10 protein-coding genes are annotated in these 13,019 nt (G+C 74.5%); 6 read left to right on the forward strand and 4 right to left on the reverse strand.

Annotated elements, in window-relative coordinates:
• Positions 1 to 11: 11 nt before the first annotated feature.
• Positions 12 to 1,076, reverse strand: coding sequence for an ATP-dependent DNA ligase (locus ABZ565_RS09315; RefSeq protein WP_361022559.1), 1,065 nt, complete (start codon positions 1,074 to 1,076; stop codon positions 12 to 14).
• Between the two features lie 97 nt (positions 1,077 to 1,173).
• Between ABZ565_RS09315 and ligD the strand changes: the two genes are divergently transcribed.
• From ligD to ABZ565_RS09330, 3 genes are all read left to right on the forward strand, one after another.
• Positions 1,174 to 2,175 carry a non-homologous end-joining DNA ligase gene (gene ligD, locus ABZ565_RS09320; RefSeq protein ID WP_361022646.1) on the forward strand — a complete coding sequence of 334 codons (1,002 nt, stop codon included), beginning with the start codon at positions 1,174 to 1,176 and terminating at the stop codon, positions 2,173 to 2,175.
• A 2-nt stretch (positions 2,176 to 2,177) separates the two neighbouring features.
• Positions 2,178 to 3,248 carry an ABC transporter permease gene (locus tag ABZ565_RS09325; protein ID WP_361022562.1) on the forward strand — a complete coding sequence of 357 codons (1,071 nt, stop codon included), beginning with the start codon at positions 2,178 to 2,180 and terminating at the stop codon, positions 3,246 to 3,248.
• Between the two features lie 145 nt (positions 3,249 to 3,393).
• A complete protein-coding gene (locus ABZ565_RS09330) occupies positions 3,394 to 4,344 on the forward strand; it encodes a multicopper oxidase domain-containing protein (protein ID WP_361022565.1) in 951 nt (316 codons plus the stop codon).
• Between the two features lie 5 nt (positions 4,345 to 4,349).
• On the opposite strand, the gene ABZ565_RS09335 is transcribed toward ABZ565_RS09330, so the two are convergent.
• Positions 4,350 to 6,524: a DEAD/DEAH box helicase gene (locus tag ABZ565_RS09335; RefSeq protein WP_361022568.1), complete on the reverse strand. Its 2,175-nt coding sequence runs from the start codon at positions 6,522 to 6,524 to the stop codon at positions 4,350 to 4,352.
• A 147-nt stretch (positions 6,525 to 6,671) separates the two neighbouring features.
• Here ABZ565_RS09335 and ABZ565_RS09340 point away from each other — a divergent pair, with 147 nt between their 5' ends.
• On the forward strand, positions 6,672 to 6,926 hold the full coding sequence (locus ABZ565_RS09340; RefSeq protein WP_361022571.1) for a WhiB family transcriptional regulator: 255 nt from the start codon (positions 6,672 to 6,674) through the stop codon (positions 6,924 to 6,926).
• A 97-nt stretch (positions 6,927 to 7,023) separates the two neighbouring features.
• On the forward strand, positions 7,024 to 8,607 hold the full coding sequence (locus tag ABZ565_RS09345) for a GMC family oxidoreductase N-terminal domain-containing protein (protein ID WP_361022574.1): 1,584 nt from the start codon (positions 7,024 to 7,026) through the stop codon (positions 8,605 to 8,607).
• 30 nt (positions 8,608 to 8,637) lie between these two features.
• Here the strand turns inward: ABZ565_RS09345 and ABZ565_RS09350 are convergent, their stop codons facing one another.
• The gene (locus ABZ565_RS09350) at positions 8,638 to 9,555 is read right to left on the reverse strand and encodes a chitosanase (protein ID WP_361022649.1); all 918 of its coding nucleotides are present in this window, start codon (positions 9,553 to 9,555) and stop codon (positions 8,638 to 8,640) included.
• A gap of 5 nt (positions 9,556 to 9,560) precedes the next feature.
• Complete coding sequence (locus tag ABZ565_RS09355) at positions 9,561 to 9,863, reverse strand: hypothetical protein (protein ID WP_361022577.1); 303 nt, start codon at positions 9,861 to 9,863, stop codon at positions 9,561 to 9,563.
• Here ABZ565_RS09355 and ABZ565_RS09360 point away from each other — a divergent pair.
• Positions 9,850 to 12,978, forward strand: coding sequence for a hypothetical protein (locus tag ABZ565_RS09360; protein ID WP_361022580.1), 3,129 nt, complete (start codon positions 9,850 to 9,852; stop codon positions 12,976 to 12,978). The genes ABZ565_RS09355 and ABZ565_RS09360 overlap by 14 nt on opposite strands.
• The last annotated feature ends 41 nt before the right edge of the window (positions 12,979 to 13,019 follow it).

Consider the following 13,019-nt stretch of genomic DNA (forward strand, 5'->3'; position numbering starts at 1 on the left):
TTCCGAAGGGCTCAGCCGCCGCCCGCCAGCACCTGGCCGAGGTCGTAGCGCACGACCTCCTCCAACTGCGCGTACGTGCAGCCGGCCGGCGTACGGTCGGGCCGCCAGCGGCGCCACTGGGCCGTGTGCCGGAAGCGGTCGCCCTCCATGTGGTCGTACGCCACCTCGCACACCCGCTCCGGCCGCAGCGGCACCCAGGACATGTCCTTCTTGCCGGACCAGCGGCTCGGGGCGCCCGGCAGCCGGGCGCCCAGGTGCGCCTCGGCCTCGGCCCAAGCGCGCCACGGGTGGTCGTCGGCGTCGGTCAGGAGGGGTTCCAGCTCGGTGACGAGTTCCGCGCGGCGCTTCATGGGGAAGGCCGCGCACACCCCGACGTGCTGGAGCGCGCCGCCGTCGTCGTACAGGCCGAGCAGCAGTGAGCCGACGACCGGGCCGCTCTTGTGGAAGCGGTAGCCGGCCACCACGCAGTCGGCGGTGCGCTCGTGCTTGATCTTGTACATGGCCCGCACATCCGGCCGGTACGGCGCGTCGAGCGGCTTCGCGACGACCCCGTCGAGCCCCGCCCCCTCGTACCGCTCGAACCACTCCTCGGCGCGGGCCGGATCGGTCGTGGACGGGGCCAGGTACACCGGCGCCGACGCCCCGGCGAGCGCCGCCTCCAGTACCCTGCGCCGGTCCGCCTGCGGGGTGTCGAGGAGCGAGTCGTCGCCCAGCGCCAGCAGGTCGAAGGCGATCAGCGCGGCCGGGGTCCGCTCGGCCAGCAGCCGCACCCGGGAGTCGGCGGGGTGGATGCGCTCACTGAGCCGGTCGAAGTCGAGCCGGCCGTCGTGCGCGACGACGATCTCGCCGTCCACCACACAGCGCTCCGGCAGATTCTCCCGCACGGCGGTGACCACTTCGGGGAAGTACCGGGTCAGCGGCTTCCCGGTCCGGCTGCCGATCACCACCTCGTCACCGTCCCGGTGCACGATCGCCCGGAAGCCGTCCCACTTCGCCTCGTACTGCATGCCCGGCGGGATCCGTTTCACGGACTTGGCGAGCATCGGCTTCACGGGCGGCATCACCGGCAGGTCCATGGACCGATTGTGAACCGTACGGCGACCGGAGTCTCCCGATATGCGGCATATGTGTGCCCGGCCTACCGTGGCCGACATGGCAGCAGCGGGCACAGCGGTGGAGCTGGACGCGGCCGGGCGGGCGGTCCGGCTGTCCCATCCCGACAAGGTCTACTTCCCGGAGAAGGGCTACACGAAGAGGGACGTCGCCGAGTACTTCCTCGCGGTCGGCCCCGGCATTCTGCGCGCCCTGCGCAACCGGCCCACGACCCTTCAGCGGTTCGTGGACGGAGTGGAGGGCGAGTTCTTCTACCAGAAGCGCGCCCCCAAGAACCTCCCCGACTGGATCCCCACCACCGAGATCGCCTTCCCGAGCGGGCGGTCCGCCCGGGAGATGTGCCCCACCGAGGTGGCCGCCGTCCTCTGGGCCGCCAACCTCGGTACCCTGACCTTCCACCCCTGGCCGGTCCGGGGCGGCGACACCGACCACCCCGACGAACTCCGCATCGACCTGGACCCGCAGCCCGGCACCGGTTACGCCGACGCGGTCCGCGCCGCCCATGAGCTGCGCGGCGTCCTGACGGAGCACGGGCTGCGCGGCTGGCCCAAGACGTCCGGCGGGCGCGGCATCCACGTCTTCGTGCCCATCGAGGCGCACTGGACGTTCACCGAGGTGAGGCGCGCGGCCATCGCGGTCGGGCGCGAGCTGGAGAGCCGGATGCCGGACCGGGTGACCACCGCCTGGTGGAAGGAGGAGCGCGGCGAGCGGATCTTCGTCGACTACAACCAGACCGCCCGCGACCGCACGATCGCCTCCGCCTACTCCGTACGGCCCTTCCCGCACGCCCCGGTCTCCGCCCCGCTGCGCTGGGAGGAGCTGGACGACGCCGAACCCCGCGACTTCGACCTCCGCACCATGCCCCTGCGGTACGCGGAACTCGGCGACGTGCACGCCGACATGGACCAGGAGGCGTTCCGCCTGGACTCGCTGCTCGAACTCGCCGACCGCCACGCGAGCGACGGCGGCCCCGGCGACCTGCCGTACCCGCCCGAGTACCCGAAGATGCCGGGCGAGCCGAAGCGCGTGCAGCCGAGCCGCGCCCGCCGCGAGGAGTCCTGAAGATGAGTGACGGGCCCGGCGCGGAGCACGGGGCGCACGGACGGCCGCTGACCCGGAGCCAGAAGTGGCAGGGCTTCAAGGAGTCCCCGTACTTCCCGGCGATCGTCCTGCTGTTCATCCTCTCGGCCGCCGCCGGGCTCTTCGCCGGCTCCTACACGTACGCCATGGCCAACCCGACCCCGCACCGCATCCCCACCGCCGTGGTCAGCGAGCCGGACACCGCGCGCGGCCGGGAGTTCGTCGCCGGGATGGACAAGGCCCTCGACGCCTCCCTGGTCATCCGCGTCTACCCGACGGCGGCCGCCGCGCGCGAGGCCCTGGAGGAGCAGGAGGTCTTCGCCATCGTGCGGTCCGGTGCCCGGGGCGTCTCCCTGGACGTGGCCGCGGCCTCCGGGGCGGCCGTCGCCCAGCTGCTCGCCGAGTCCGCCGTGAAGGTGGGCGACGCGCTCGGCATCCCGGTGGCCGTGCAGGACGTCAAACCGCTCCAGAAGGGCGACCCGCGCGGGCTCGCGCTCTTCTACATCTCGCTCGCCGCCGTGATCGTCGGCTTCGTGGGTGCCATCCAGCTCAGCGTGCACGCGCGCACGCTGATCCCGCTGGAACGGATCGGCTTCACGATCCTCTACTCGCTCCTGGGGGCCTTCGCCATCGCCGCCGTGGTCGACTGGCTGCTGGGGGCGGTCGACCTGCCCTTCGTGGAGTCCTGGCTGATCCTCGCGTACACGATGTTCACCTCCGGCATGGTCTTCACCATGTTCAACACGTTGATCGGCCGCTGGGCGATGCTGCCGACCTGGGGCGTCATGGTGCTCCTGGGCAACCCGTCGTCCGGCGGAGCCGTCTCCTGGCCGCTGCTGCCCTCACTCCTCGGGCACATCGGCCGCTGGCTGCCCCCGGGCGCCTCCGTCAACGCCCAGCACACCGCCGTCTACTACCAGGGGCACCAGCGCGTCTTCCCCTACCTGGTGCTCGCGGTCTGGGCACTTGTCTCGTGCACCGTCTTCTGGGTGTGGCGCCACCGGCACCCCGGCGGCCGCGAGCACATGCCGCAGCACGCGGCGACGGTCACCTGATCGGGTAGGCGTATTTCGCGACTCGCCCAGAGGCTTTGCGGGCCGGGCCGGACTTTTTCCTTACTGTGGGTAAGCGATTGCGCCGGGTCCGTCACGGACCGTCGCCGCATCCTCGGCAGCACCCGTCAGCAGTGGGGAGTTCGACATGGACCGCAGAAGTTTCAGCCGGCGGATGCTGATGGGCGGCGGGGTCGCGGCGGCGGCGGGGGTGACATCGTTGTCCCTCCCGGCTCCCGGCGCCGCCGCTCTGCCCCACCGGCTCCGCCGGGCGCCCGCCGGGGGAGTGGTCCGGCACATCCGCATGTACGCGGAGAAGCTGCCGGACGGCCGGATGGGCTACGGGCTGGAGAAGGGCAGGGCCACCGTGCCCGGCCCGCTCATCGAGCTCAACGAGGGCGACACCCTGCACATCGAGTTCGTCAACACCCTGGACGTGCCGGCCGGGCTCCACGCGCACGGGGTCGACTACGACATCGCCAGCGACGGCACCCGGATGAACCACAGCACCGTCGAACCCGGCGCCACCCGCACGTACACCTGGCGCACCCACACACCCGGCCTGCGCCGCGACGGCACCTGGCAGCCCGGCAGCGCGGGCTACTGGCACTACCATGACCACGCCGTCGGCTCCGACCACGGCACCGGCGGCATCCGTGAAGGGCTCTACGGGCCGCTGGTGGTCCGGCGCCGGGGCGACATCCTGCCGGACAAGACGATCACGATCGTCTTCAACGGCATGTCGATCAACAACACCCCGGCCGGGAAGAGCCCGGACTTCACGACCACGCTCGGGGACCGGCTCGAGGTCGTCATGATCACGCACGGCGACTTCTACCACACCTTCCACATGCACGGTCACCGCTGGGCGGACAACCGTACGGGCATGCTCACCGGGCCGGACGACGCGAGCCGGGTGGTCGACACGAAGATCGTCGGCCCGGCGGACTCCTTCGGCTTCCAGGTGATCGCGGGCGAACACGTGGGCGCCGGCGCCTGGATGTACCACTGCCATGTGCAGAGCCACGCCGACCGGGGCATGGGCGGCATGCTCCTCGTCGCCGACCGGGACGGCACCGTCCCCGGACACCACGGGTAGCACCCTCAGGGGCGGGCCGCGGTGCCGAGGCGCCGCTGCTCCTCCTCGACGATCCGGCGGGCCAGCTCGCCCTCCGAGACGTCCACCGCGTCCGGCGTCGCCTCGGCGACATCGCTGCGCCGTGCGTACGCGTCGAACAGCCGCTCCTTGCGGGCCACGATCTCCAGCATGCGCTGGTCGATGCTGTCCGTGGCGAGCAGCCGGTGCACCCGGACCGTCCGTATCTGGCCCATCCGGTGGACCCGGGCCACGGCCTGGTGCTCCGTCGTCGGCTTGATCTGCGGTTCGCACAGGATGACGACGGACGCGGCCTGCATGTTCAGCCCGACTCCGCCCGCCTGGATCTGGCACAGCAGCACCGCGTGACCCTCCGCCGCCGCGAACGCGTCGACCATCTCCTGGCGCCGGGCCGCCGCCACGCTCCCCGACAGCGGTCCGGACACCCCGTCACCGAGCGCCCCGCGCACCGTCTCCAGGACCTCGCGGAAGTACGAGAACACCACGACCTTCAGACCGTTGCCCGCCGCCTCCGCGACCAGCTCGCGCAGCCGGTTCAGCTTGGCGGAGGTCTCCGGCCGGGCGTACGCCGCCCGGCGCATCCGCATGAAGTGCCCGGCGGCCACCGCCTCCCGGTACGCCGGCAGGTCCCCCTCGCTGAGCTCCTCCCACTCGTCCACCTGGACCACGGCGGGCAGTTCGGCGAGGACGTCCTCCTGATTGCGCCGCAGATAGGCGGGGGCCACGGCGCGGCGGAACGCCTGCGAGCCCGCCGCCCCGTGGCCGGCGCCGACCGCAGGGGCCAGCTCGGGCCGGAGCTGACGGACGAGGCTGCGGAACTCCTCCACCCGGTTCTCCATCGGGGTGCCGGTCAGGAACAGCACCCGGTCCGTGCGCCCCGACCAGCCGGAGACCGCGCGCGCACGGCGGGTCGCCGGGTTCTTCACGTAATGCGCCTCGTCCACCACGAGCATCCCGGGCCGCACCCCGCTGTCCCCGGCGTCCGGCAGGGCGTGCAGCGCGTCGAAGCTGGTCAGTGCGACCCCGCCGGACTCCCGCCACTCCGCGAACGCCTCCCGCCGCTCGGGGCCGTGCACCGGCAGCGCGCGGAGCGTGGACCTGGCCCGGACCTCCCGGGTCCAGTTGATGAGGACGCTCGCCGGGCACACCACCAGGAAGTGCGTCTCCCCGCCCGCCGCGAGGTGCGCCAGGGCCGCGATGGCCTGGACGGTCTTGCCGAGCCCCATCTCGTCGCCCAGGATCACCCGCTTCTGGACGAGTGCGAACCGGGCACCGAACGACTGGTAGCCGCGCAGGGAGACCCGCAGCCGGGCGTCGTCCAGCCGCAGCCCGCGCACCCGGTCCGCCATCCCCGACGGCAGGAACCCCTCGGCCGCGTCCCGGTCGGGCCCCGAGCCGGAGAGCTCCGCGAGCAGGCTGTAGTACTCGGCGGACCGCAGTTCGAAGTCGACCCAGGCGGCGGCAGGGGACCCCGGCTCCCGCAGCAGATCGGCCGACACCTGGGCGAACAGCGGCGGCAGCCCACGCTCCACCGCGTCGGCGACGGCCGCCCGGACCCCGGTCACGGCCTCCCGCACCCCGGCCCGCGACCGCCGTCCGGCGAACAGCATCCGCAGCCGCCCCCGCGCCGGACCGGCTGCCGTCAGAAGCGGCTCCAGGCGCCCGGCCAGCGCCCGCGCCCCGGCCACCGCCCGCCGCGCGTCCGGACCCGCTTCCACCAGCCCGTACAGCGCGCCGAGCAGCGCGGTCACGGCCTCGTTCCGGTCGTCCACGTCCATGCGCACCGCGACGGTGTCCCGCACCGCGTGCGCGATCCCGCCCGCCGCCGCCAGCGCCTGGTCGGCCGTCTGCGCACCGACGCCGGGGATCTGGCGGAGTTCGTAGCGGTTGGCGCCGTACACCTGGCCGACCGTGGTGAAGCCCGCCTGCTCGATCGCGCCGAGGCGCAGCCGGCCCTCGGTGACGTCCTTCAGCCGGGAGACGGGGATGGCGGCGAGATCGGCGCGCACCAGGGCGTCGAGCAGGGGGTCCAGGCACGTCCGGACGGCGGTGAGGGCCCGGGTGTGGTCGGCGAGGACCCCGCGTGCCGCGTCCAGCAGGGCGTCGGCGCGGACGAGTGTTTCCCGGGCGGCCCGCCCGGCCGGTGCCCCGCCCTCGGTCATGTGCGTTCCTCTGTCTCCGCGACCCCCGCCGCTCTCCGCGCACGGTGGCTCATATCGTCCCATGCGGCGCCGGCACCCCGGCCGGGCGGACGCGCCATTGACGCGGCGTTGATCAGTCGTTTATCGCGGCACGGCACTGTGGCCGTCATGCTGATCAACACCGCGACCGACCCCGCCTTCTCCTGGCAGGAGACAGCACTGTGCGCCCAGGCGGGCCCCGAGTTCTTCTTCCCTGCCCCGGGCAGCTCCACCCGTGAGGCCAAGCAGCTCTGCAACGCCTGCGAGGGGCGGCAGGCGTGCCTGGAGTACGCCCTCGACAACGACGAGCGCTTCGGCGTGTGGGGCGGCCTGTCCGAGAAGGAGCGGGATCGGCTGCGCAGAGTCGGCCGCGAGCGGGCCTGAAATCCCGCTGTACGTGCGAGACTTCGGCCTCCACCGTTTCCGTCCACGGCCGTCGTGACCGTGGTGGAACCCGCGTCGACCTGGAGGAGAAGCCGAGTTGAGCGAGTACGACTACGTCGTCGTCGGGGCGGGTTCGGCCGGCTGCGTGCTGGCCGCGCGGCTGTCCGAGGACCCCACCGTGCGGGTCGCGCTGGTCGAGTCGGGCGGACCCGACCGCAAGCAGGAGATCCGCGTCCCGGCCGCCTTCCCGCAGCTGTTCAAGACCCCGTTCGACTGGGACTTCAGCACGGTGAAGCAGCCCGCGCTCGGTGGCCGCGAACTGTTCTGGCCGCGTGGCCACACCCTGGGCGGCTCCTCCTCGATCAACGCCATGATGTGGGTACGCGGCCACCGCGACGACTACGACGCGTGGGCCGGGGCCGCCGGGCCGGACTGGGGCCACGACGCGATCGTGCCCTGCTTCCGGCGCGCCGAGCGCTGGTCCGGCCCGGCCGGCGAGGGCACGGTGTACGGCACCGGGGGCCCGCTGCACATCGCCCCGCCCCGCAGCCCGTCCCCGCTGACCGCCGACTTCGTCACCGCCTGCCGCGAGGACGGCCTGACGTTCCTGCCCGAACTGAACGCGCCCGACCACAGCGGGGTCGCCCTCACCCCCGTGAACCAGCGGCGCGGGCGGCGGTGGAGCGCGGCCGACGGCTACCTCGGACCGGCGGCCCGCCGTGCCAATCTGGACATCCTCACGCACACCCGCGTCCGCGCCCTCACCTTCGACGGCGACCGGGCCACCGGAGTGGAGACCGAGGTCTCCGGGACGCTCACCGCCCGCCGCGAGGTGATCCTCAGCGCCGGCGCCATCTGCTCCCCGCACCTCCTGCTGCGCTCGGGCATCGGCGACCCCGGCGAACTGCGCCGCGCGGGCGTCGCGGTGCGCGCCGCGTCACCGGACGTCGGCCGCAACCTCCAGGACCACCTGTCCTTCGCGGTCACCCTGCGCTGCCCGCGCCCGGTCACCATGACCGGCGCCGACACCCCGGTGAACATCGCCCGCTTCCTGCTCGCCGGACGCGGACCGCTCAGCTCCAACCTGGCCGAGGCCGTCGCCTTCGTACGCAGCGCCTCCGCACCGTCCGCCCCGGACCTGGAACTGATCTTCGCCCCGGCCCCGTTCATCGACCACGGGCTGACCCCGCCCACCGAACACGGCATCACGATCGGCGTGGTCCTGCTCCAGCCCGAGAGCACCGGCCGCATCACCCTGGACACGGACCACCCGGACCCGCGCTCCGCCCTGCGCATCGACCCCGGCTACCTCGCGGCCGGCACCGATCTGCGGCGCATGATGGACGGCGTCCGCCACGCCGAACGGCTCTTCGCCCACAGGGCTCTCGCCCCGCACACCTCGACGCCCATGGGCCACTACCCGGGGGAGGTGGACGACGACCGCCTGGCCGAGGCGATCCGGACCGGGGCGGAAACCCTCTACCACCCCGTCGGCACCTGCCGGATGGGCGAGGACCCCGGATCGGTCACCGACCCCCGGCTCCGGGTGCGCGGCGTCCGGGGCCTGCGGGTGGTCGACGCCTCGGTCATGCCGCGCATCACCCGGGGGCACACCCACGCCCCCACGGTCGCCATCGCCGAGAAGGCGGCCGAACTGATCAGGCAGGACGCCCGGATCTAGCGGGCGCCAGGGGCCGCCGCAGGGCCCGGATCACGACGGGATACGGAACATCTCTCCGTACATCTTCCAGGTCAGCGGCGGCTCCAGGTCCAGGTTCTCGTCCTCCAGGAAGACGCGCTGCGCGGTGTCGATGCGCGAGGTGTCGTGCTGCTGGTTCTTCTTCGACTTCATCACGGCCCGCGCGGTGTCCAGGAAGATGTCCAGATACGCCGACTCGTCACCGCCCTCCGTGACCGTGTCCGCCTCGGCCAGCGCCGCCTGCCGGATGCCGTAGAAGGAATCCGCCTCGTGCCCGGGGCCCTGGAGCACCATGGTGTCGAAGTAGATGAACTGGCCCAGCGCGCCGAGGCCGTCCAGCTTCGCCAGGCGCACCGCCGGCTCGAAGTACTGCTTGTCGCGCACCTCTTCCTGCGCCTTGCGGAACGCCGGGTCCTCGGCCGCCTTCTTCCACGCGCCCGTGAACCCGGGGTCCAGGCCCTCGTGCGACCCGGTCCCGTCGACCTTGCGCAGCGCGGGGAGATACGGGGCGAGCGGATTGTCCGGGTGGTCCTTCGTGAACGCCTCGACGAACGCGAGCATGTCGTGCGTACCGGAGCAGAATCCGACGAGACCGGCCGCGTAACCGGTGCCGTCGCCGCTGTCCTCGATCGTCGCGTACTGCGTGCGCCAGTCCAGTGTCGAGCCCTCCGCGCTGGCCAGCAGCTCCCACGCGATCTCGCGCATCCTCGGCGCGGCGAGCCCGGCCGGCTCCCGGCCGACCCGCTCATCCATCTCCGCGCGCTCCTCGTCGTCCGCCGCCGCGAACGGATCCGGGTTCACCGGACCGGTGGCCGAAGCCTCGGCGGCCTTGGGGGAGTCCGTGGGCAGCCCGGCGTCGTCGCCGCCGGGGTTGAGGACGAGGGCGACGGCTATCGCCAGCGGCGCACCGATGAGGACGAAGCGGGTCACAGATTTCACCGGCACAGCGTACGGTCCCGGCCGCCCCCGGGCGGCACACCCCCGCACGGCAGAATCGCCCCATGACCGATGCCCTGCTGAAGGCCCTCGATCCGCTCCCGTACCCCCGGCGCATGCGCGAACTCGCCGCCCGGACACGCGTCCTGTCCGCTTCGGGGGAATTGCGCCCCGTGCTGGACGCACTGGACGGGGGCGGCCCGTACGAGCGGGGCCTCGCCGTCGTCGCGGCGGCCGTAGGCGGCGACGCGGAGTGGATCAGCGCGCACCTCGCCGACCCGGACCCCTTTGTGCAGGGCCACGCCCTGCGGGTCGCCCGGAGCCTCGGCGTCCCGGACGAGGCGTACGAACGGGCCCTGGACGACCTGCCCCGCACCGCGCGCCGCCGCCTGCTGCGGGCCGTCGTCCACGACCGGCGCACCGAACTCGCCGTCCGCCTCGTCGATCGGGTGCGCGCCGACTGGGGCGACGCCGAGGCCGCCGGGCTGCCCCGCCGGCACCGTTGCCCGGCTGCTGCCCGAGCTGCTGTACGCCGTACGCGGCTGGAGCGGCCTGGGACGCCGTCACCCCGGCCCCCTCCTGGACGCCGTCGAACGCCAGCTCGCCGAACTGCCCGAGCCGCAGCGCCCGGAGTGGTGGCAGCGGTACGCACCCGGGATCGCGGCCACCGTCGCCGCCCGGCCCGTCCGCGTCCTCGATCTGCTCGACCGCTTCGGCCCCGCCACCCTGCCGTGGCCCCTGGCCCGCCGCCTCGGCGCCCTCGCCGCCGCCGACCCGGCCCGGACCGCCCGGCTGCTGCTGCGCCCGGAAACCCGGCCGATGCTGGAGCGCGGCGCGCGCGGGGTGCCCGACGCCGTCCTGGTCCGTCTGGCCCGCACCGCGCCCGAAGGGCTCGTCGTGGAGCTGGGCCGCGCCATGGCCCAGGACTCCGCCGGCCTCGCCCGGCTCCTCACCGCCCTCCCGCCCGGCCGGCGCACCGCCCTGCACACCTCGGTCACCGCCGGACGCGGCCCCGGCGGCCCCGCCGTCGACGCGACCCTCCTCGACGCCCTGCCCCGCAGCGGTGTCGCCGACGAGGCCCGCCGCATGGCCGGCCGGGCCGTCGAACGCGGTGAGGACTGGCACACCGTGCTGCTCGCCGAGTCCTACCTCCCGGCCGCCGAGGTGTGGGACCGGCTGCTCGCCGCCACCCGAAGGCCGGCCGCCGCCGACCGGGCCCTCGTCTGGCCGCTGCTCGTCCGCAACGCCGGGCGCACCGGCGCGCCCGGCCCCGTCGCCGTACTCCTGGACGACATGGCCAGGCTCCGCAACGAACAGGACCCCGTCCGCTCGGCCGCCCTCCTCGCCCTGGCGGGCATCCCGGCCGGACTGTTCACCGAGGCCGTGGAACCGGCCCTGGACCGGATCGCGGCCGACGCCGTCGAGGCCCGGGACTCCTCCTACGCCACCCGGCACGCCCTGAGCACCCTCGCCGTGCGGCTGCTGCGCGAACACGCCGTCACCGGCCGTCGCGCGTTGGTCAGCTGGTCGCTGCGCACCCTGGTCCGGATCTCCGGCAACACCGGCGGCGCCGACCTCGGACGGCTCGACCGCACCCTGCGCGGGGGCCAGGAGCACGACGTGTTCGAGGCCCTGCGGCCCTGGCTGGAGGCGGGCGCGGAGAAGAGCGACTACGGGCTCGCGTTCGCGCTCGTCCGGGCTCTCGGCCGCCGCGCGGCCGGGCTGCCCGAGCTCCAGGACCTGCTGTGGCAGGCGATCCGCTTCGGCTCGGTCACCACCGCGCGGACCGCCGTCCGGCTGTGGCTGGAACCGGACGCGGACCGGGGCCGGCGCGTCGAACGGCTGCTCGCGCTCGACCCCTCGGCCGGCACCCTGCCCGAGGTGCTGGCGGTCCTCACCCACACCCGGACCGACCTCCTCGACCCGTACCTCGCGACCCCGCCGCCGCACGGCCGCTTCCTGACCCCCGGCCGCCCCTGGACCGTCCACCCCGGGCCCGAGATCCGCCGCTGGGTGCCCCGCCAGCACCGCGCCGCCGAACGCGCCCTGCGGCACGCGGCGCGCGACGGGAAGCTGCCGCTCCACGGGCGGGCGCGCGCCGTCGCCGCCCTGGCCCGCGTCCCCGGGACCGGGGCCGACGCACTGGGGGAGTGGACCGGCTCCGACGACGTCGTGCTCGCCGAGGCCGCGCTCACCGCGCTCGGCCGCACCGACCGCGCCCCCGAGACGCTGCCCGCCCTGCTCGCCCACGCCGGCGACGACCGCGCCCGGGTCGCCGTCTTCGCGGCCGGCCGCGCGTCCCAGGACGTGCGCCCCTCGGTCCTCGCCCCGATGCTCCGCGCCCGGCTGGCCCCGGGCACCGGCAAGGTCACCAGCCGCAAGGAGGCCGTCCGGCTCGCCGTGGCCCGGCTGCCCCGGGAGACCGCCGCCGACCTGGTCGCCGAGGGCTACGAAACCCCCGACCAGCACCCGGACGTCCGGGCCGCCTGCGTGGCCGGGGCCATCGGACTGCTCGGCGACGCGCGGATGTGGCGGCTGCTCGGGGACGCGGCCGCCGGGCCCGCCGTGCTGCGCACCGCCGTCCTGCGCGTGCGGCCCATGGACCTGCCGGGCGCGCACCGCACGGGCTACGCGCGCCTGGTGCGGGAGGTGTGCGGCACGGACGACGAGGAGCTGGCCGCCGCCGCCCACGCCGTGGTGGCCAGCTGGATACCGTGGGAGCCGGGGATCTGCGAGGTGCTGGCCGCCGCCACGACGGACCTGGCCCGCCGCCGCTCCTGGCGCTCGGCAGCCGACGCGCTGGCCGGTGCCGCCCCCGCCGTCTCCGGGGAGGCCGCGCGGGCGCTGATGGACGCGCTGGGCACGCTCACGGACTCCGTCGCCATGGACGACGCGGGCAGCGACCGCGACCGGCCCGAGCGGCAGCGGGCCGTGCACCTGGTGAACCGCCTCGCGTCGGCTGCCGGGGCGCGCGCCGACGCGACCCTGCGGTCCGTCCTCGCCGCCGCCGGTGACCGGCTGGCCCGGCACCGTGATTACGTACCGCAGGCCGCCGAGCTGCTGGCCAGGGCCGTGGACCCGGCGAGCGACGCGGACGCGCTGCACGCCGCGCTGGACCGCATCGCCCTGCTGGTCACCGGCCGGCCCGTGCTCGCCGCTCGCATCGCCCTCCTGTACGGCACGCACCACGGGGTCACGCAGGGCGAGGACGGGGCGGCGACGCTGCTCGCGGTGGCGGGGCGCCTCGCCGAGGACGGCGGCCTCGCGCACGGCCTGCTGGCGGTGCGGCTGGTCGCGGCCGGCGGGCGGCACACGGGGTGGACCGGGCCGTGGCGGACCCAGCTGCGGCTGCTGCGGCGCCACGCGGAGGCGGAGGTGCGCGACGCGGCGTACGCGGAGGTGACGGTCCGGGAGTGAGCGGTCTCCCGGAGCGCCGTCCCCGCGCGGTCGGCCAGGGC

This window comes from Streptomyces sp. NPDC016469 (genome assembly GCF_040632905.1).
GTDB lineage: Bacteria > Actinomycetota > Actinomycetes > Streptomycetales > Streptomycetaceae > Streptomyces.

What these genes read in the sequence shown, in the direction of transcription:
- ABZ565_RS09315 (WP_361022559.1), bottom strand. Translation starts at nt 1,076, where the DNA reads ATGGACCTGCCGGTGATGCCGCCCGTGAAGCCGATGCTCGCCAAGTCC.
- ABZ565_RS09325 (WP_361022562.1), top strand. Translation starts at nt 2,178, where the DNA reads ATGAGTGACGGGCCCGGCGCGGAGCACGGGGCGCACGGACGGCCGCTG.
- ABZ565_RS09330 (WP_361022565.1), top strand. Translation starts at nt 3,394, where the DNA reads ATGGACCGCAGAAGTTTCAGCCGGCGGATGCTGATGGGCGGCGGGGTC.
- ABZ565_RS09335 (WP_361022568.1), bottom strand. Translation starts at nt 6,524, where the DNA reads ATGACCGAGGGCGGGGCACCGGCCGGGCGGGCCGCCCGGGAAACACTC.
- ABZ565_RS09340 (WP_361022571.1), top strand. Translation starts at nt 6,672, where the DNA reads ATGCTGATCAACACCGCGACCGACCCCGCCTTCTCCTGGCAGGAGACA.